This is a genomic window from bacterium, assembly GCA_035295165.1.
Taxonomy (GTDB): domain Bacteria; phylum Sysuimicrobiota; class Sysuimicrobiia; order Sysuimicrobiales; family Segetimicrobiaceae; genus JAJPIA01.
Genome location: DATGJN010000062.1, coordinates 82,956 through 102,455, shown reverse-complemented (window position 1 = coordinate 102,455; position 19,500 = coordinate 82,956). Strand labels below are relative to the sequence as shown.

The 19,500-nt window shown below is 69.2% G+C and carries 14 protein-coding genes; 4 read left to right on the top strand and 10 right to left on the bottom strand.

The window, feature by feature from the left end:
- The first annotated feature begins 36 nt into the window (after positions 1-36).
- From VKZ50_09855 to VKZ50_09845, 3 genes are all read left to right on the top strand, one after another.
- Complete coding sequence (locus VKZ50_09855) at positions 37-609, top strand: peroxiredoxin (GenBank protein ID HLJ60024.1); 573 nt, start codon at positions 37-39, stop codon at positions 607-609.
- Positions 610-658: 49 nt separating this feature from the next.
- Positions 659-1,345, top strand: a complete 687-nt coding sequence (locus VKZ50_09850; protein ID HLJ60023.1) for a pyridoxamine 5'-phosphate oxidase family protein — start codon at positions 659-661, stop codon at positions 1,343-1,345.
- Positions 1,346-1,775: 430 nt separating this feature from the next.
- Positions 1,776-3,350, top strand: a complete 1,575-nt coding sequence (locus VKZ50_09845; protein ID HLJ60022.1) for a DHA2 family efflux MFS transporter permease subunit — start codon at positions 1,776-1,778, stop codon at positions 3,348-3,350.
- 7 nt (positions 3,351-3,357) lie between these two features.
- On the opposite strand, the gene aspS is transcribed toward VKZ50_09845, so the two are convergent.
- Complete coding sequence (gene aspS / locus VKZ50_09840; GenBank protein ID HLJ60021.1) at positions 3,358-4,659, bottom strand: aspartate--tRNA(Asn) ligase; 1,302 nt, start codon at positions 4,657-4,659, stop codon at positions 3,358-3,360.
- 452 nt (positions 4,660-5,111) lie between these two features.
- On the opposite strand from aspS, the gene VKZ50_09835 reads away from it, so the two are divergent.
- Positions 5,112-6,011, top strand: a complete 900-nt coding sequence (locus VKZ50_09835; protein ID HLJ60020.1) for a carbon-nitrogen hydrolase family protein — start codon at positions 5,112-5,114, stop codon at positions 6,009-6,011.
- A gap of 84 nt (positions 6,012-6,095) precedes the next feature.
- On the opposite strand, the gene VKZ50_09830 is transcribed toward VKZ50_09835, so the two are convergent.
- The 9 genes from VKZ50_09830 to VKZ50_09790 form a co-directional block, all read right to left on the bottom strand.
- Positions 6,096-7,277: a VIT1/CCC1 transporter family protein gene (locus tag VKZ50_09830; protein ID HLJ60019.1), complete on the bottom strand. Its 1,182-nt coding sequence runs from the start codon at positions 7,275-7,277 to the stop codon at positions 6,096-6,098.
- Between the two features lie 125 nt (positions 7,278-7,402).
- Positions 7,403-9,550, bottom strand: coding sequence for an alpha-amylase/4-alpha-glucanotransferase domain-containing protein (locus VKZ50_09825; GenBank protein ID HLJ60018.1), 2,148 nt, complete (start codon positions 9,548-9,550; stop codon positions 7,403-7,405).
- 92 nt (positions 9,551-9,642) lie between these two features.
- Positions 9,643-12,288 (bottom strand): malto-oligosyltrehalose synthase, encoded by a 2,646-nt coding sequence (treY, locus tag VKZ50_09820; protein HLJ60017.1) that lies wholly within the window; start codon positions 12,286-12,288, stop codon positions 9,643-9,645.
- A 97-nt stretch (positions 12,289-12,385) separates the two neighbouring features.
- Positions 12,386-12,946, bottom strand: coding sequence for a molybdopterin-dependent oxidoreductase (locus tag VKZ50_09815; GenBank protein ID HLJ60016.1), 561 nt, complete (start codon positions 12,944-12,946; stop codon positions 12,386-12,388).
- Positions 12,947-12,962: 16 nt separating this feature from the next.
- A complete protein-coding gene (locus tag VKZ50_09810; protein HLJ60015.1) occupies positions 12,963-13,169 on the bottom strand; it encodes a TOBE domain-containing protein in 207 nt (68 codons plus the stop codon).
- A gap of 238 nt (positions 13,170-13,407) precedes the next feature.
- Positions 13,408-14,922: an MDR family MFS transporter gene (locus VKZ50_09805; protein ID HLJ60014.1), complete on the bottom strand. Its 1,515-nt coding sequence runs from the start codon at positions 14,920-14,922 to the stop codon at positions 13,408-13,410.
- Positions 14,919-16,247 carry an FAD-binding oxidoreductase gene (locus VKZ50_09800; protein ID HLJ60013.1) on the bottom strand — a complete coding sequence of 443 codons (1,329 nt, stop codon included), beginning with the start codon at positions 16,245-16,247 and terminating at the stop codon, positions 14,919-14,921. The genes VKZ50_09805 and VKZ50_09800 overlap by 4 nt, the downstream gene beginning before the upstream one ends.
- Complete coding sequence (locus VKZ50_09795) at positions 16,244-17,599, bottom strand: heterodisulfide reductase-related iron-sulfur binding cluster (GenBank protein HLJ60012.1); 1,356 nt, start codon at positions 17,597-17,599, stop codon at positions 16,244-16,246. The genes VKZ50_09800 and VKZ50_09795 overlap by 4 nt, the downstream gene beginning before the upstream one ends.
- 247 nt (positions 17,600-17,846) lie before the next feature.
- Positions 17,847-19,391, bottom strand: a complete 1,545-nt coding sequence (locus VKZ50_09790) for a glycosyltransferase family 39 protein (protein ID HLJ60011.1) — start codon at positions 19,389-19,391, stop codon at positions 17,847-17,849.
- Between the last annotated feature and the right edge of the window lie 109 nt (positions 19,392-19,500).

The following is a 19,500-nucleotide window of genomic DNA, read 5'->3' as shown; positions in this document are numbered from 1 at the left end:
CGGGCCGGCCGGTATGAGGCCCGGCAGGGGAGACAGATGCCCAGAACGGACAACATCTATGAGCTTCCGGCGGATCTTCCGGTTCCCGTCGACGACGGCGCGTGTGCGCATCTTCGCGGGATGGTCCTGCCGTCCGTGCCGCTGCCGTCCACGTCGTCACGCGTCGTCGACCTCTCGGCGTGTCCGGGGATAACGGTCGTCTACATCTATCCGCGGACCGGCCGGCCGGATCAGGAGATCCCGAAGGGCTGGGACGAGATCCCGGGCGCGAGGGGATGCACGCCTCAGTCGTGTGTGTTCCGAGACCGCTACCGCGAGATCGCGGAGTTGGGTGCGCAGCTGTTCGGGCTCAGTACGCAGACCACCGAGTATCAACGCGAGGCCGTCGAGCGTCTGCGCCTGCCGATGGAGCTCCTCAGCGACGCGGAGTTGCGATTCGCCCGGGCGCTCCGGCTCCCGACCTTCGAAGTGGAGTCGATGGTGTTGATCAAGCGGCTGACGCTGGTCGCGCGCGACCGACGCATCGTCAAGGTGTTCTATCCGGTGTTTCCCCCGGACCGGAACGCGGAGGACGTCGTGGCCTGGCTCAGGCAACCGTCCGCGCCGTGACGCGGGCGCGTGCCGTACGATGCCGATCGAGAAGGGGGAGTCGCGAGGCATGGACACGCCCGACATGAACACCCCGACCACCGGTCGGACCAAGGTCCGGCGTCATCCCGAGCGCGGCCGCTACGACCGCGCCGCGATCGACGCGATCCTTGACGAGGCGTTGATGTGCCACGTCGGTTTTGTCGTCGAGGGTCAACCCTACGTGATTCCAACGATTCACGCGCGCCTGGGCGACCGCGTCTACCTGCACGGCTCGGCAGCATCGCGCATGCTGGGGACGCTCGGCGGCGGCGTGCCCGCCTGTCTCACCGTGACGCTGTTGGACGGGCTGGTCCTCGCGCGGTCCGGCTTCAATCACTCGATGAACTACCGATCCGTCGTGGTGCTCGGGACGGCCACGGAGGTCACGGACGAGGCGGAGAAGCTCGCCGGGCTGGAGGCGATCGTGGAGCACGTTGTGCCGGGGCGCTGGGCCGACGCGCGGCTTCCCACCGAGACCGAGATGCGGTCGACCCGCGTGCTCCGGATGCCGCTCGACGAGGCGTCGGCCAAGATCCGCACCGGGCCGCCGAAAGACGACGCCGACGATCTTGGACTTGACGTCTGGGCCGGCGTGATTCCGCTCCGGCTCGTGCCCGGGGTGCCGATCCCCGACCCGGCGCTGGCCGCCGGTGTCGCCGAGCCGGCCTACGTGCGATCCTACCGCGTGGAGATGAGGCGCCGACAGGGATCCTGACCGAGGACATGAAGCGGATCGTACGCGAGGAGCGGCTGGAGTTCGTCGCGACGGTCTGCCCGACGGTGCAGGGGGTCCGGTGATGGGAATTCGCCCCTCTACGATGCACTGTTTGGACGTAGTGTTAACATTTGGAGGGCTACCTCCCGTGACAGCACGAGGGTCACAGTCCGGCTCAGGCTCATGCAACGAGCGGCGCAGTTGGGCAATGTCACGCGCGCCCGCCCGGAGGCCGGGATCTTCCGGACCCTGTTCTACCGCTGGCGGCAGCGCCTGTTGACTCGCCGCCACGAGTCAACCACTCCCCGATCGGTGACACCCTGATCTCTGACTTCGTACAATCGAAAGCGCGCTGGGGGAGATGCGGCCCGGCGCAGCGTTGACCCCGTGTGTTTCTGGGAAGGAAGATGGGTAGACAGGACCGTTCGCGATGACGACCGCGGCCGATCGCATCATGCGCGGCCCGACCGCCGCGCCTAATAAGTGGCTGGTGGCCACCGCGGTCACCGTGGGCACCCTCATGGGCACCGTCGATGCCTCGGTGGTCAACGTCGCCCTTCCCAGCATCCAGGCGACGTTCGGAGTCTCGATCACCGAGGTCACCTGGCTGACCACGTCCTACCTGATCGCGCTCGTGCTGCTCCTGCCGCTGACCGGGTGGCTCGTGTCCGTGTTCGGCCGCAAACCGCTGTACCAAGCCTGCCTGCTCGTCTTCATCGGCGCGTCCGTGTTCGCCGGCCTCGCGCCGTCCCTGCCGTTCCTCATCGCCGCACGGGTGCTGCAGGGGCTCGGCGCCGGCATTTTGAACCCGGTGGAGCAGGCGATCCTCAGCGAAACCTTTCCTCCGGAGCAGCGCGGCCTGGCGACGGGCTTGTACGGGCTGGTCGTGGTGCTCGGGCCGACGATCGGACCGCTCGTCGGCGGCTGGATCACGGACAACATGACCTGGCGCTGGATCTTCTTCATCAACGTGCCGGTCGGGCTGCTCGGCTCGCTCCTCGTGGCGTCGTTCGTGCCCGAGCCCTCGCACCTCAAGCAGCGCGGCCGCGTGCGGGTGGACGTGGTCGGCATCGGCCTGCTTGCGGTTGGGCTCTCCAGCCTGCTCATCGTGCTCGAGCAGGGGAACCGGTGGGACTGGTTCTCGTCGCCGCTGGTGTGGGGGTTCGGCCTGGCCGCCGTGTCGGGGCTGCTCCTCTTCGTGCTGTGGGAGCTTCTGGGCACGGACACGCCGGCGGTGGATCTCCGCATCCTCACCAACCGCGCGTTCACGGCGGCATGGGCGAGCGTGGGCGTGCTCGGGCTCGCGCTGATCGGGGCGCTGCTGCTGCAGTCGCTGTTTCTGCAAGAGGTGCTGGGCTACACGGCCACGCAGACGGGGACGATGTTCGTGCCGCGCGGTCTGGTGACGATGATCATGAGCCCGATCGCGGGGCTGCTGCTCAACCGCGTCGGGCCGCGCCTGCTCGCGGCGGCAGGGGGGCTGAGCGTGGCGGCGGCGCTGTTCATGATGTCCCGGTGGACGCTCGACGCCGGATTGGTGCAGATTTTGCCACCGATGATGCTCAACGGCCTCGGTCTCGCGATGCTGTTCATCCCGCTGTTCAACGCCGGGATCGCCTCCGTGGACCGGAGGAAGATCACGGGTGCGGCGGGTCTCCTCTCCCTGCAGCTTCAGCTCGGCGCCGCGTTCGGCTCCGCGATCTTGGCGACGATGATCGAGCGCGGCATCACGCGGTACCACGCGATCCTCGTGGAGCACGCCACCGCCGCGAGCCCGGCGTTTTCCACGACCCTCCAGCAACTGACGCGGCTGCTGTCGGGACCTGGAGGCCGCGACCCCGTGACCGCTCAACAGCAGGCGTACGCCATGCTCGATCAGACGATCACGGCCCAGGCGTCGGTGCTCTCGTTCAATCACGCCTTTCAGATCATCGCCGCGATCGCGCTGATCGTCCTGCTCTGCGTGCCGTTTCTCCGCCGCCCGATCGCGAATCTGCCGCACTGACCGGATCTTAAGGGCTGACCCGCTGCTGGTCGCGCGGGAACAGCGTCACCTCGCGGATGTTGGACGCACCGACCAGGCTGGCCACCCACCGCTCGAGCCCTATGGCGAAGCCGCCGTGCGGCGGCATCCCGTACCTGAACGCCTCGAGGTATCCCGCCAGCGGCTCGGGCGACAGGCCGCGCCCGCTCAAGGCGGACACGTAGTCCTCGTAGCGGTGGAGGCGTTGCCCGCCCGTCACGAGTTCGGTCCCCCGGAACAGGAGATCGAATCCGTTGGCGTACTCGGGGCGGGCAGGGTCCGGATGGGTGTAGAAGGGACGCTTGGCCATCGGGTACCCCGTGACGAAGAGGTAGTCGGAGTGGTGCACCGTCTGCGCCCAGCGTCCGAGCCATCGCTCGTGTTGAGGCGTGAGGTCTGACTCGTGCAGCGCACCGGCCCCTGTCTCCCGCGCGATGAGCGCGAGGGCTTCGGTGAAGTGCAGCGTGGGGATCGCCGCGGGAACGTCCGGCAGGCGGACACCGAGCCGGGTCAACGCATCGGCGGCATCCCCCCGGATGGCGTCCACCATTCCCGCAAGCACCTGGGTGAGCACGCTCATCACCGTGGTGTGGTCGTCGATGAATCCCGTCTCCGCGTCCATCGACACGTACTCGTTGAGATGGCGCGGGGTGTCGTGGGGCTCCGCGCGGAAGACCGGTCCGATCTCGAAGACGCGCTCGAATACGCCGACCATGATCTGTTTGTACAGCTGCGGGCTCTGCGCCAGGTACGCGCGCCGGCCGAAATAGTCGATGGAGAACACGCTGGCGCCACTCTCCGTCGCCGTGCCGACGATCTTCGGCGTCTGGATCTCGACGAAGCCCGCGGATCGCAGGACCGCCCGGAACCCCGCCATCGACGCCGCGGCGATTTCGAACGGCGCGCGCAGGCGCGGATGCCGGAGGGCGACGGGGGCATGATCGAGGATCAAGGGCAGGCCCGCGTTGACGGTCGGGCGGCTCAGGTCGAGGGGAGGCCCGCCGGCCGCCGCCGCGACGACATCGACGGATGGCTCATGGACCTCAACACCTCCGGGCGCCTGCGGGCTCTCCCGCACTACCCCGTCGATCGTGAGCACCGACTCGCGCTGGACGCCGTCGAGTCTGGCGGTGAGCTCCGGATCCTGGACGACCGCCTGGGCCAGGCCTTTGCCGTCCCTCAGGATGAGGAAGGCGATCTGGCCGAGCGGTCGCCAGTGATGAAGCCAGCCGGCCAGGCGTACACGGCGACCGATGTGTTCGTGAAGCTGGGTGGTCCAGATGCGCGTCACGGCGGCACCCCGACAATAAAAAGTCCCCCGCCTGTCCGGACGGGGGGCCGTCGTGGTGCCACCGCACTTCGCCGCTCCGCGAGGTGGGCGAAGCGACCTTCGACTCCGGTAACGGCGGAGCGCCGTCGAGGCCTACTGGGCCGGATGACCGTTCTTCCCCGGAGCTGATGGAGGGTCTTCACGCGTTCCGGAGACCGCTCTCACACCGTCAGCGGCTCTCTCGACTCCGGTGTCTCGCGCGACTCGTCTCCGTCATCGCTTGGACTGCACGTTACCAGGACCGGGTTCGCCCGTCAAGAGGAAGGGCCCGCTGGGCCGCCGCACGCCATGCTCGGCGTTGCCGCCGCGCGTTGACGACGGGTCATCTCACGACATCTCGGCCGGATACTAAAAAGACACGCGCGTTGGGCGCGCGCGCCCAGGCGTGACGTCGTCGTCCCGGGAGGGTGCAGATGCTGCAGGTGGCCCTGCTCCAGATCTCCGCTCACGCAGCGGACCAGGAGGCCAATCGGCGGACAGGGGACGCGTGGTGCCGCAAGGCCAAGGCTTTGGGGGCGGATATTGCGCTGTTCCCCGAGATGTGGAACATCGGCTACACGGCGTACGCGGGATGCCCGAACTTGCTCGCGGCCGTTGGCCGCGAGAAGCCCGTCGAGCGCGCGGCGCGCGTTCGCTGGCAGGCGCAGGCGGTCGGGAGGAGCGATCCTTTCGTCACGCACTTCCAGCGGCTCGCGGCGGAGCTCGACATGGCCATCGCCGTCACGTACCTGGAGCGCTGGCCCGGCGGCGCGCCGCGGAACACCGTGTCGCTTATCGACCGGCGGGGTGAGATCGCGTTCACGTACGCGAAGGTGCACACGTGCGACTTCGACATGGAGGCGGCGTGTACGCCCGGCGAGGACTTCTACGTTGCGCCCCTGCGAACCGCACACGACACGGTCGACGTCGGGGCGATGATCTGTTTCGATAGAGAGTTTCCCGAGAGCGCCCGCATCCTGATGCTCAAGGGTGCCGAGCTCGTGCTCGTCCCCAACGCCTGCGAAATGGAGGCGAACCGTCTGTCGCAGCTGGGCGCCCGCGCGTTCGAAAACATGATGGGCGTGGCGCTCGCGAACTACCCTGCGCCGCAGCAGAACGGCCGCTCCGTTGCGTTCGACGGGATCGCCTTCACCGATGAGGGACGATCGCGAGACATGTGCGTCGCCGCCGCGGGGGAGGAGGAAGGGATCTACTTGGCGCGCTTTGACCTCGACGTCCTGCGGACATACCGCGCCCGGGAAGTGTGGGGCAACGCGTTCCGGCGGCCCCACCGTTACGCGCCGCTCGCGTCGATGGACGTCCGGGTTCCATAGCGGCGCGCCGACACCCGGGGCGAGCCGTACGATCGGGCCGCGCGGTAGCGCGGGTAATGCCCCGAGGGCGCCGCAACGCGTGCGCTAGGTGGACACCCGGAACAGGACGCCGAGCAGGTAGGTGGCACCACCGACGATGATGCCGGCGACGGTCATCTCCAGCCCCGACGCCCACCAACTGCGCAGCGTGAAGAGCGACTTGGCCGCCCCGACGAGAAAATGGGCGACCAGGGACACGACGGCGGCCCAGATTACCCCCGCGGTGCCGCCGAGCCAGAAGAACGGCAGCACCGGAATGAACGCGCCGACCCCGGTGCTGATGCCCGCGGCGATCCCCGCCTGGAACGGATTGCCCCCGGTGTTCACGCCGCCCAGTTCCTCGCTCACGAGCGCCTGTAACATCGCCTCGGCGTTCCCGCTGAGTCGCGTCGCCAATTCGTCCGCCTGGACCTTGTCGAGCCCCTTGAGCTGATAGAAGAGCGATAGTTCTTCCTGTTCCTCCTCAGGGTGTTCGGTCACTTCTTTCCGCTCGCCCTCGATGCTGGCGGCCGCGACTTCCGCCGTCGACCGCTCGGCGAGAAACGCACCGACGGCCATCGAGAGCGCCGAGGCAATCGCACCGGCGAGGCCTGCGGTGAGGACGAAGCTCGAGCCTCCCGTGGCGCCGGACACGCCGGCGACGATCCCGAAGACGGCGCCGAGCCCGTCGTTCGCGCCGTAGACCGCTCCCGAGATCCAACTGGACCCCGCCTGGTGCCAGCGCTCCCGGCCCAGAATACGCCTGAGGCGGCCCTCCGGCGTCTCCGCGCCGACCTGCGCCGGCGCTCCCGATCGCATCTCCTCATCGGCCAGCGCGTGGGAGCGCTCCTCTTTCCGCAGTTGCGTCAACAGCTCGTCCGTCGCACCATCGCCCGTGGGCCGGCCGTACACACCGTCCACCTCTTCGTTCTCCAGGGACTCCCGCCACGCGAGCACCTTCTCCACCGGCGCGAACTTGATCTGCAGACGGGTCCAGAAGGGGAGGTACACGCTTGCGGCGTCGGGTATCGCAGCGCCCAATTCTCGGAGACGGGTCTCGAGGCGGGCGCGGTGACCGCCCTCGGCCTCCGCCATGCGCCGGAGGACCTCGGCGCGCTTCGGATCCCGTTCGCGTGCCGCAAGGGCTTCGTACGCTTGCCGTGCCTGGATCTCGCCTCGCCACGCCGTCAGGAGGCGGGCGACCGCGTCCTCGCGGTCGGGGGCGTTACGTGTTTCCGGGGGGTTCATCGGTACTCCCTTCCACGCGGCCGAGATCGGCGTCGGAGTGGACGTCGCCCGCGCCGCATCACCACGCGCTGATTCGGCGCGCGGCAGTGTCGTTCCTCGACTGCCGGGGCGCACGGCCAATCGGCTCACGCGTGGTCGGCGCCCGCGACCTCCGCCCGCGTCGTCTGCGTCCACGTCCGTCCGGGGAGGAGCGAGAGCGCCCAGCGCAGGTGCAGCGCGACGCCCTGGAAGTTCTTCTCGAAGCCACCCTCCGAGTTGCTGATCGTGAAGAGCGGCAGCGTCCACACCGCGGCGGGCGCGGACGGGCGAAGGGTGATCGAAAGGCCGGAGTGGCCTTCCGAGATCCGCACCAGGTCGCGCGCGGAGAGAGCCGCCGGTAGGTAGAGCGACCGAGGAGTGCCGGCATCGTCGAGTGCGACCTCTTCCGGCGCGCCAAAGATGCCGAGGTCCCACTCTTCGGCCACGACGGCGTCGAGCGGCGCGTCCCCCGTCCACCGCACGCCGATCGTGTGCAGGAGCGCACGTTGTCCCGCCGCGATCTCAAGCGTGCGTTCCACGGCGGCCTCGCCCCCAGGGAGCGACGCAGCGCGCGTCAGCACGAGGCGGACCGCGTCCGGGCCCCGTTCCAGGCGCCAGGCGTACTCGCCCCACGCGAAGCCGCCGAGCTCGTCTTGTTCGTCCCGCCCCACCTGGTCGGTCGTCGCCGCAGGGGACCAGAGGTGCATGCGCAACGTCGGCCGCTGCACCCGGTCGTATATCAGCCATTGGGAGAGGCCGGGCGCGGTGGGGCGGAGTTCCGAGGCGTCACGTGGCGCGTGGGCGCCTTCGGACCGCGAGTCGGTCGGCGCCTGTTCGGCGGCCCGGCGGAGATCCTCATGGTATGCTTCCGGCCGGCGCGTCATGACGTTGCCGAGGTGACGCCGCGCCGGCCGGTCGTCCCACTCGATGACGCTTCCGCCCCGTCCGGGACTGACCGTGCACACCACTAGATCGGTGGCCAGGCGAACGTCGTGACGGCCGTCTCCGTCCAGATCCTCGGCTTCGCCCTCGGTGTAGCGCCCCGGGCGCGCCGCGCGGTCGGCGATGGCCTCGGCCGCGATGAGATGACCGAACGCCGCGCCGCGGATGTGCGGCAGGTAGACGCCGCCGAAGACGCCGTGCCAATATGGGCAGTTACACTCCCCGGCCCACAGTTCGTCGAGCGCGCGGGCGCGTGTGTCTCCCGCGGGCATCGTGTGGATCTTCCGGCCGGCGCGGAGGCCGAGGTGGTGCATGGTGTTGACCTCCCCGTATTTCACGAGGAAGTGTCGCCAGAAGCCTCCGCGGACGAACCCTGTCAGTTCCGCGCGCCCGGCCCCGTCGAGCTCGTTTCTCAGGAGCGCAAAGCGGCCGGCGGAGACCGGGCCGAGCGCCCACCCCGCCATCTCGTCGTACGTGCCGGTGGGAAGATAGATCCGGCCCGCCGCCGGTCGCGTACGCAGGTACTCGGCCGGCGCGACCAGATCGAGCCACGGCGTCGCTTCCAGCGCGTCGAGGAATCGCTCGACCCATCCGCGCTCCCAACACAGCGCATGCGTCGTCGGCCACAACCCGAACTTCTCGCCGTCGTCGCCCATCAACGCCAGATCGAGGGGAGCGTCGCGCCCCTCCGGCCTGACGTCGGTTTCAGCGAGCGTACGGAGATAGGCGATGACGTCCGCGGGGTCCGCCCAGGGGATCAGGTAGCGCAGCCGTCGGAGGCTCGCGAACAGGGCCAGCGGGACGCCTTCCTCCTCGGTGATGTAGTAGCCGAGGAGCTGCGCGTCCTCGAGCCCCACCGCGTGGAAGTGCGTGTCGTCCACGATCGTGTAGCGGGGGCCCGCCTCGCCGATCGGCCGAGCGAGGTGCGGCTCCCAAATTCGTTCGGCGAGCCAAAGGCCTTCGGATGCGCCCCCAAACTCCTCGGCGACCGCGCGCGTGAGTTTCTCGATCTGTCCGCGTTTGTCGGCGTCGGGGATGATCGCGAGGACCGGTTCGTAGTACCCGCCGGTCAGCACTTCGACCTGCCCGCGCGCGACGAGCCCACGTACGCGGCCCAGCACCTCGGGGCGGTGCGCGCGGAGCCAGTCCAGCAGCGGGCCGGTGTAGTGTAGCGCGAGTCGGACCCGAGGGTGGCGCTCGAGGGCGGCGACCATCGGCTCGTACGCCAAATCGGTCGCGCTGGCAAAGACGTGGTCGAAGTTGCCGACCGGTTGGTGATTGTGGATGACGAGCGCGAGGGCGAGGCGGTGCATGTCACTCCTGTGATTGTCGGTGAGCTCCGCGATCCCTTCTCGGGGCGCCGGGCGCCCCGTCTCGCCGCCGCATTCGCACGTGCCGCGACGCGTTAGGCACGCCCTTCGGCGTAGAGCACCCGCCACATCACCGGCGGCACCGCCGGCATGGCCTCGGCGCCGAGATCGTGCGCTTCGCCGGTCAGGACGTCGACCCAACGCCGTGCCGCCAGGGTGTCCGGAAGCGGCACGTGGGTGTTCGCCCACCCGCCGAGGCGCTCGAGCGTGGCGGGAAACCGCGGGACGAGCGCGAGCAGCGCGTCGTCGCCCGACTCCCGCGCAAACGCGATCAGGTGGTTGGCTCGATCGCCGGCGGCCTCGAGCGCCCGATAGCTTCCGGCGAACAGATCGGCGTGCCCGCGCCGAAACCGCAACAGACGGGCCGTGGCGTAGAGCTTCGCTCGTTCATCCGCCGCTTCGACCCAGCCGCGGAGCTGGGATGGATCCGGTCGGGCCAGGCGCGGCTCGAGCGACTCCAGCAGCCGCGCGCGCAGCGCGAAGTCCACCGGCCGCCGGTTGTCGGGGTCGACGAGGGACCCGTCGAGGAGATCCGCGCCCTGGTAGAAGTCCGGCACGCCCGGCGTCGTCAGCTTCAGCACGAGCTGGCTCAGGGCGTTCGCGAAGCCGATCCGCGTCAGCGCCGTCGCCAGCGGCTCGATCGCGCGGGCGACGCGGGGATCCTCCGTCATGCCCCGGACGAACTGCTCCAGGTCCGCCTCGTAGGCGGCGTCCGGGCTCACCCAGCTGGTCCGCCGTTTGGCTTCGCGCGAGGCCTTGAGCATGTACGCACAGAGCCGGTCCGTGAGCGTGGCGCGGTCGGCGCCCGTCCACACGGCGACGAGCGTCTGGTAGAACAGGAACTCGTCGGCGCGGGACGGGCCGCGCGCGCGCCGGTAGCGGCGAGCCACGCGCGACAGCGCCCCGACGGTGCGCCGCCACGTCTCCGGTGTCTCGGCCAGCGCGATCATCCGCATGCGCGTGTCTTCGCCGCGCTTGTGATCGTGCGTGGCCGTGGCCAGTAGCGTCCGCGGATAGCGCAGCGCGCGGTAGCGCGCCCGCGCGTGGAACGCTTGCAGGGGCAGTCCGAAGCGGTCGGGGTCTCCTCCGACTTCGTTGAGCGCCACGAACGGCAGGTAGCGGTAGAACGCCGTGTCCTCCACGCCCTTCGCGGCGACCGGAGCGGTATACTGCTGGAACCGTCCGAGCCACTCGGTCCACAGCGGTCCGCGCTCCGGGAGCGATGGGTCGGTCAGCACGTTTGCGACAAACGCGTACACCGTGGGTTCCGTCCCCGGGTTCCGCAGCCTCGCAGTCTGCGCCGCCTCCCGGATCACCGCCGTCCCCTCGTCGCGGTCGTGCGGCAGGTAGGTGCGGTATCGCGGAAACACGGCCACGATCTGCGCCAACGCGTCGCGCAGCGCCTCCAGCGTGAAGTCCCGCGTGTGATAGTCTGCCTCGGAGATCCGGTCGAGGACGTACGCGAGGCGGTACAACTCCCCCGCCAGCGAGGTCTCCATGACCAGCCGCTTGGCCTCGCGCACCACCGATCCGTAGGGCTGCGTCACCCCGGTGAACTGGCGGTACGCCCGCTCGAGTCCGATGCGTCCGCCGGGATACGTCAGGAGCTGCAAGACGTCGTTCAGGAAGTCGTAGCCGACCGTGCCGTCGACCGACCATTCCTCCGGGAGCGTCTCGCCGTGGCCGAGGATCTTCTCGACCCAGACGCCTCGCGGGCCAAGCGCGCGCAACGCTTCGAGGTAGCCGTGGGGATCGACGAGGCCGTCGATGTGATCGATGCGCACGCCGTCGATCCCCCTGTGGGTCAGAAGTTGCGCCAGCAGCCGGTGGGCTTCGGCGAACACGTCCGGTTGCTCCATCCGCAGGCCGATCAGTTCGTTCACGTCGAAGAACCGGCGGTAGTTGATCTCGTGCGGCGCCGTCTGCCAGTACGAGAGCCGCCAGTGCTGCCGCTCCAAGATGGCGTGCAGCTCGGCGCCTCGCACCTCCCGTAGCGCGGCCACGTCGGGCGGCGTCAGAAGCGCGTCGAGCCGGGTCCGCAGCGCGTCGAAGGTGGCGCGGTCTCCGGTCGCGAGCCGCCGGAACTCGTCCGCGACCGCCTCGAGCGCGTCGACCGACCCCCGGCGCGCACCCCGAGACAGGGCCGCGGCCAACACGTCGGCGTACGTCGCGGGCGCCAGCGCGAATCGGTTGCCGAAGTAGTCCGCCCGGAGCGCGCCGTGGTCCCACACCAGCCCGATCTCGCCGCGGTCCAGCGCGTCGCCGTACGGACTCCCGAGAAACGGCAGCAGGATCTTGCCGCGCAGTTCCGGCTTGAGCGGCTCCCAGTCGATGTCGAAGTGGAACGCGTAGGGCGAGTCGGGCCCATGTGCGAGGACGTCCTGCCAGCGGGCGTTCTCGGGCCCGGTGTACGCGTGGTTCGGCACGAAGTCCACGATGATCCCGAGCCCGGCCCCCCGGGCGGCGTCGACCAGCGCCCAGAACGCGTCCGCGCCGCCGAGTTCTTCTCGGATGCGGTTGTGGTCGACGACGTCGTAGCCGTGTGTGCTGCCGGGTCGTGCCTCGGTGATCGGCGAGAGATAGAGGTGGCTGACGCCGAGCTTGCGGAGATACGCCAGCGCGGCGCGGGCGTCGTCGAACCCGAGCTGCGGCCCGAGTTGCAGGCGGTAGGTGGCGATCATGCGCGGCGGACGTCCCGTCGGGGCGGGTACGAGTTCATAGTACCCTTATTCCCGACGGCGGTGCCGGTGTCTTGCTCGCGCTAACGCGTCTCGATAGCTACGTCCCCGCGTTGCGAACCTCGATACGGACGATGTTGTCGACGTACCGGCCGCCTCGCTTGTCGCCGGGGACGACTAAGCGCGCCATGCCTTCGTCGGAGGGCAACGCCGCGCCGTCGCGCCGATAGGCGACGAGGATCGCCTGATTGCCGTAGTCCTGCAGCATTTCCGCCACCGCGATGACTGCCTGGTACCCGTCGCTGCCGGTGACGACGACGTACTTGCGGAGGAGGTCGTTCTTCCGGCGCGGGTCCGTCACCACGCCGGCCGCGCTGACGAGCACCCACAACGGCACCCCGGCGAATTCGGCCTGCGTCGACGCGGTCCCGGCGAGAAACTCCACGCGGAGCGTCGAGACAGGATAGCGCTGCAGGTCCGCCAGCGTCACCCGCGCCGGATGACGGACGACGCCGGTGAGATCGAACGCCCGCGCGTAGCCCCCCGGCTGCGCGCGCACGTGGAGGACCCCGCCCGGCGCGCCTACCGCGAGGGTCAGCAGGACACAGACGACGGCGAGGGCGGTCCCGGCGACGATCGGCGCGCGTGCCACGGCGGTCACGGCGTATCCACCGCGCTTAGGGCCGGGCGACCATGACTTCGGTCGCCTTGACCACGGCGATCACGTCGTCTCCCACTTGGAGCTTCAGACGCTGGATGGATTCTCGGGTGACCGCGGCGACAAGCTCCTGATTGCCGATGCTCATCTGGACCTCGGCCATGATGTTGCCGAGCGAGATCGCCGTGATCTTGGCGCGAAGCTGGTTACGCGCGCTGAGTTGCATGATGCCCCTCCCTAGAATCTGGGATGCGATCGAGCCAAGCACCCGTCTCCCTCGCGACCGCCGGACGGATGTAAAGCGTGTACGTCAGATGACATGAGTAGTTTCCATTGATCGCTCGCGGTTCCTTCCGGGGTGTGCGTCGGCCGGATGGGGGAGGGTGGCGGGAACGGTCTTCGCGTTGAGAGCTCACGTCGCCACGCGCGGGGTGGCGCGGCGAGTTGGCCTCAGGGCGGGAGCGTCAGTCGGCCGGCGCGCCGCCCGCGGCCGCGGCGGCGTGCGCGTGCACGCTTCCGCCCGGCATGAACATCACCACCGCGGCGAAGCCGAGGGCGATCATGACCAGCCCGAGCACGAACGTGCCGTGCACGGCCTGCGCCAGCGCCACGCGCAGCGCTTCGTGTGCGGTCGGCGTCAGCCGCTGCTGGAGCGTCGGGTCCAACACGAGTTCGGGATCCACGATCCGCGGTAGCCCGAGGCCGGTCTGCGCCGCCAGGCCGCGGAGGCGCGCGTCCAGGATCCCGATGAGCACCGCGCCCTGGGCGCTTACGCCGATCGCACTGCCCATGTTCCGTCCGAAGACGTTGATCGAGGTCACGAGTCCCCGGAGGGGTTTGTCTACGGCGGTCTGCATCGCGATGATGAACATCGTCGCGCTCAGCCCCATCCCGGCCCCGAGGACGACCATGTCCACGAACACGGTCATGGTGGACGCCTGCGCGTTGAGGAGCGTGAGGAGCCCGAACCCCGCCGTGAGCAGCGCCATCCCGCCGACGGTGACCGGCCGGAATCCCAAGTGGAGCGCGAGCCGCCCGCCCACGATGCTGCCGACGGTCCAGACCACCATGAACGGCGTCAGCGCGGCGCCGGCGATCGTAGCGCTCGTGCCCATCACGCCCTGGACGTACAGTGGAATGTACGCGACCGCGCCGAACATGCTGACCCCGATGAGAAAGCCGCCGACCGAACACACGGTCACGATCCGGTTGTCGAAGAGGCTGAAGGGCAGAAACGGCTGCGTGCTCCGCATCTCGACGCGGAGGAAGAGGAGCAACAGGGCGGCGCTCAGCGCCGCGAGCGCGAGCGCCTGGCCCGACGCCCACGGGAAGTCCCGTCCACCCCAGAACAACAGCAACAGCAGGGCGACCGCGCTGCCGGACAGCAGGCCGACGCCGGCGTAGTCCACCGATCCGGTCCGCGACACCGGCGCCTCGTGGAACGCGAGCACGATGATCGTCGTGGCCACCAGTCCCGCGGGCACGTTCAGGAAGAAGATCCAGCGCCATGATGCGTGGTCGGTCAGGAACCCGCCGAGCAATGGACCGACGATCGCGGCGAACCCCCACACGCCGCTGAACACGCCCTGGATCTTGAGGCGCTGCTCGATCGGGAAGAGATCGGCGATGATCGTGAGCGCGATTGGCAGCAGCGCGCCGCCGCCGACGCCCTGGAGCAAACGGAACAGCACGAGCTCGCCCATCGAGCGCGACAGCCCGCACAGCACCGAGGTCCCAATGAACGTGAGGATTCCGATCAGGTAGATCCGCTTGCGGCCGTACAGATCGGCGAGCCGTCCGAAGATCGGGGTCGTGACCACGAACGAGATCTGGTACGCGGAGAACACCCACGAGTAGAGGGCGAAGCCGCCGAGCGACCCCGCGATCGTCGGCATCGCCGTCCCCACGGCGGTCTGATCGATCGCCGCGAGAAACATTCCGAGCATCGCGGCCACGACGACGACCGCGCGGCGCGTCAACTCAGACCCCAACCCAGGCGGCCCGGCACCATGATGCCGCGCGGATCGTACGCCGCTCGGAGGCGACGCATCAGGGCGATCCCGCCGGGCTCGGCTCCCCAGACCGGTAGCCGCGGCTTGAGCGCCGGCGGCGCCGTCTCCACGACCGCGTATCCGCCGGCCGCGCCGGCCGCGCGTCCGAGCGCCTCGACGAGCGCGGTGCCGGCATCGGCGGCCGCCGCCGCGTAGAGAAGCCCGACGCCGGCATGCGCGACGATTTCCGCAGCGCGGCCGTCGTCCCCGAGCGGTTCGAGCGCCCGGGCGAGGTCGCTCCATCGCGCAATCGGCCCGCCGGCCCGGCACACGACGCCCCCGGGGTGCGTATCCGGCGACGGGAACTCCGCGACCGCGTCCCACAGGCCGCGGTGGGCGTCGCCTTCGAGGATCTCCACCCGGCCCGCCGCCCCGCCGAGCGATCGCATCTCGCTCACGTGGCGCGCGCGGCTCTCCTCCATCCCCTCGACGAGCAGCAGCACGCCCCACGCGCCGGCGGACGGCGCAGGTGCCCCGGTGGCGCCGGCGAGCCGGCGGAACGCCGGGGGGTTCACCGCTTCCAGCGCCGACGGCAGCAGATAGGACCGCATCACGGCGGTCGTCAGCGCGTGCGCCGCCTCCAGGTCGGGGACGGCCACGAGCACCGTGAGCCCGTCTCCCGGCATCGGCGAGATCTTGAACGTGGCCTCGGTCACGATCCCCGCCGCTCCGAGGCTGCCGATGAACAGCTTGCCGAGATCGTATCCGGCGACGTTCTTGACGACCTTGCCGCCCGCTTTGATGACCTCGCCGGTCGGGAGCGCCACGCGGATGCCGATCAGCATGTCCCGGATCGAGCCCCACAGCAGTCGCCGGGGGCCGTTCCGATTCGCGGCGATCAGGCCGCCGAGGGTGGCCCGCCCGGCCCCCGGCGGGTCGATCGGCAGCCACTGGTTGTGTTTGGCGAGTTCGGCCTGGAGGTCTCGAAACCGGGTGCCGGCGCGAACGGCGACGACGTAGTCGGCGGGCGTGTAGTCGGTGATGCCGGTGAGCCTGGCGGTGTCGACCACCAGGTCCGCGCGGGACGGGACTTGGCCGAGATGCTGGTGGGCGCCCGCGCCCCACGGGAGCACGGCGGCGCCGGTGTCCCCCGCAGCCGCGAGCAGGGCACCGGTCTCTTCCGGCGTCCCGGGTCTCGCCACGGCAGTCGGGACCACGCCGTCGACGGCGTACGCGGCGACGGCCTGGGGTGCGACGAGAAGATGTTCGGCGCCGACGATCTCCCGCGCGCGATCGGCCAGAGACGCGCTCATGCCCGGGGCGCGTCGGCCGCGGGGGTCTGCTCGGCGGCCGCGTACGCGCGGTCGAGGAGGTCGATCAGGTGGTGCACCTCGGTCGCCAGCCCGTGCGTGCGCGCGCCGGCCGCGAGCTGGAGCATGCAGCCCGGGTTCGGGGCGACGAGCATGTCAGCTCCGGTGCGGGCGACCGCGTCCATCTTCTCGTCGAGGATCCGGCGTGAATAGGCTGGCTGGACGACGTTGTAGATGCCCGCGCTGCCACAGCAGCGATCCGACCCCTCGAGTTCCACCAGCTCAAGGCCGGGGATCCGCCGCAGCAGGTCGCGGGGCTGGCGTCGGACGCCCTGGCCGTGCAGGAGATGGCACGGGTCCTGGTAGGTCACCCGCGCACGCACCTCGCCCATCCGTCCCACGAGCCCGAGGTCGACCAGGAACTCGCTCGCATCGCGGCATAGCCGGCTGTACGTCTCGGCGCGCTCCGCGTAGGCGGGATCGTCGTCCCGGAAGAGGACGTGGTACTCTTTGCTCGCGGCGCCACATCCCGCGGCGTTGATGATCACCGCGTCCACCCCCGCGGCGAGGAATGTCTCGATGTTTCGCCGGGCCATCTGCTTCACCGTCTCGCGCTCGCCGTTGTGGATGTTGAGCGCGCCGCAGCATCCCTGGCCGCGGGGCACGACGACGTCGCATCCGTTGCGCTGCAGGACGCGGATCGTGGCCTCGTTCACGTCGGCGAACAGCAGGCTCATGACGCAGCCGCTGAGCAGCCCGACGCGCGCCCGGCGCTCGCCGATCGCCGGGTAGACCTCGGACGAAGGGGCGAAGAACCGCGAGGGGACCGGCGGGAGCAGCGACTCCATCTCGGCCAGCCGCTGGGGCATCAGGTGCAGTGCCCGCGCGAGCCTGCCAAGGCCGCTGCGCTGGTAGAGTCGGAGCAGGACGGCGCCGGTGCGGAGGCGGCCGGGGTAGGGCATCAGGTGGCGCAGGGCCGCGAGCGTGATCCGGCGGGCGAACGGGGTGCCCGTGGGCCCGATCTCCGCGCGCGCGGCCTCGATGATCGTTCCGAACTTGACGCCCGCCGGGCACGCGGTCTCGCACGCGCGGCATCCGAGGCAGACGTACATGTGTTCCTCGAAACGGGCATCGATCGGAATGCGTCCCTGGGCGGCGGCCTCGATCAGGTGGATCCGCCCGCGGGGCGACTCCGGTTCGACGCCGAGCATCCGGTACGTCGGACAGGCCTGGAGACAGAACCCGCACTGGATGCACTTGTCGAGCTCCGGGATCTGCAGGCGCGGGATCGGCTTGGCCGCGGCGACATCTCGCGCGTCGGTCGATCCAATCGCGGTCTGGACCTGCGTGGCCATCGATGTGGCTCCTTTTCCCAGCCTGGCGCGTCGTTCCGTGCAACCCTGTCTCGTCCATTCTCGCATAAAGTCGCTAGGCCTCGCTACGTATGGCGGATAGGGTACAGCCTTCTCTCGTCGCGTCTCACCGTCCAGCGACCGTTTTTTGCGAACGACCTTGATGGAGCGTTCCGAGGAGATTCTCAGCGGTCTGGGACGACGAGGCCTCGGATTCTTGAAGCACCCTCGGAGGCTGTCCTGCCAACGCTCACTCGTAGTGCTTGAATGTTGGCCACAGATCCACGAGCGGTCCGCGCAAGCCCAGGCATAACATGATCGGCGCGTTCCGTTCGTAGGGCGTCGCGTACGTCGATCCGAACGTTGCGACGATCGTCGCCTCACGGCAAAGCGACCTCAAGCGCGTAATGTTGCCGTTGAGAAAGAGAATGACGCTTCCATCGTATCCGTGCGTCCCCCAGAGGAAATACTCATTGTGTCCGCTGAGGGCTGGTGGGAGCCCGTCGCTGCCTCCGTAAAAATCAAGTGCCGCTGCCTCGCCGTAGTTCGAGGTGATGATCGCGGCGCGGCCGCGTTGCTCGGGGCTGAGGGTGTGATAGACGCTCGCGATCTGCTTCTCATACGTGCGCCACCCGAGCTGGTCGGAGAACGTTTGCGGGAGCATCTCTTGCATGTCGAGTTGCTCTCGCCCCTGCGCGATCATCGTCTTGACGGCAAGCTTATTCTCTTGCCCCTGCGGGGTCATGTGCAGCAGCGTCATGTAGCGCACGGTCGCCGGTGGATCAAGGATCGGCATCGCAAGCGGCGCCGCGAGGACGCTCAGCGCGGCGCCAAGTCCGACGTAGGCTGCGCGCAGCGCGCGATGGCGAACGACGCGCTCAATCACGACGCTCCCGAGCGCAAACATCGGTGGATACGCCGCCGCAAGGTAGTAGTCTTTCCCGTGCAGCGCGATCATCTCGGCGAAGACAAGCAGAAACGCAAGTCCAAACACCCGAAACGTGGCGAGCCGGCGATCGACAAACCCCGAAGCGGCCCCCGCGATCCAGATCGGTGCGAAGAGCGGGTTCATCACTTCGATCTGATCCAGGACGAAGGGCACGGGCGCGACCGCCACATTCTTGCCGGGCGCAGCTACGAGGAGTGCTGCGAACGGCCACCCATGCATGTGCTGCCAGACCAGGCTCGGTGCCGCGATCGCGAGCGCAATTGCAGTTGCGATCCCCGTCTGCGGCAATCGCAGTACGCGACGCTCCGGGAGGAGCAAGAGCGCGACGATCAGCGCGACGAGGTAGAGCGGGATCGAATACTTGACTTCGAGCGAGATTCCGACGACGAGGCCGAGCCAGAGGAGCGCCGCGCGGTCGCCCTTGACGATCGCGCGAGCAGCGAGGTAGGCGACGAGCGTCCACGCGAGTGGCTCGAAGACGGTCGTATTGAACGTCGCGTACAGTCCGAGGAACATCGGCGCGAAGCCGGTAGGGATCCCGGCCGCGACCTGAGCGAAGCGACCGCCACCTGCCAGCCGAGCAAACGCGCACGCGACGAGGACGGTCGCTCCCGCCGCGAGCGCCGGGACGAGGCGGAGGAGGACAAGGTTCTCGCCGGCGGCCTGCGTCAGGGCGGAGATCAACGGGACGACCGGCGGCTGGTCGACGTACCCGAACGCCGGATGGCGCCCGCAGATGATGAAATACAGCTCGTCGCGGAAGAAGTCGTACCGGTTCGCGAATGCCGCGTGCGCGAGAAACGCCAGCGCGGCAAGGGCGAAGTCAATATGGAGGAGCTTCCTCACAGGCCGTTTGGCATTTAGGTTGGCGGCTCTGCTGTCCAGCCAGCCCTTCCATTTGATCTTCTATCTGTTCCTGAGCCCCTTCCGTTGAGGAAGTCCCTCCGGCTCTTCA

What these genes read in the sequence shown, in the direction of transcription:
- VKZ50_09830 (HLJ60019.1), bottom strand. Translation starts at nt 7,277, where the DNA reads ATGAACCCCCCGGAAACACGTAACGCCCCCGACCGCGAGGACGCGGTC.
- VKZ50_09810 (HLJ60015.1), bottom strand. Translation starts at nt 13,169, where the DNA reads ATGCAACTCAGCGCGCGTAACCAGCTTCGCGCCAAGATCACGGCGATC.
- treY (HLJ60017.1), bottom strand. Translation starts at nt 12,288, where the DNA reads ATGATCGCCACCTACCGCCTGCAACTCGGGCCGCAGCTCGGGTTCGAC.
- VKZ50_09795 (HLJ60012.1), bottom strand. Translation starts at nt 17,599, where the DNA reads ATGGCCACGCAGGTCCAGACCGCGATTGGATCGACCGACGCGCGAGAT.
- VKZ50_09850 (HLJ60023.1), top strand. Translation starts at nt 659, where the DNA reads ATGGACACGCCCGACATGAACACCCCGACCACCGGTCGGACCAAGGTC.
- VKZ50_09835 (HLJ60020.1), top strand. Translation starts at nt 5,112, where the DNA reads ATGCTGCAGGTGGCCCTGCTCCAGATCTCCGCTCACGCAGCGGACCAG.
- VKZ50_09800 (HLJ60013.1), bottom strand. Translation starts at nt 16,247, where the DNA reads ATGAGCGCGTCTCTGGCCGATCGCGCGCGGGAGATCGTCGGCGCCGAA.
- VKZ50_09825 (HLJ60018.1), bottom strand. Translation starts at nt 9,550, where the DNA reads ATGCACCGCCTCGCCCTCGCGCTCGTCATCCACAATCACCAACCGGTC.
- VKZ50_09845 (HLJ60022.1), top strand. Translation starts at nt 1,776, where the DNA reads ATGACGACCGCGGCCGATCGCATCATGCGCGGCCCGACCGCCGCGCCT.
- VKZ50_09855 (HLJ60024.1), top strand. Translation starts at nt 37, where the DNA reads ATGCCCAGAACGGACAACATCTATGAGCTTCCGGCGGATCTTCCGGTT.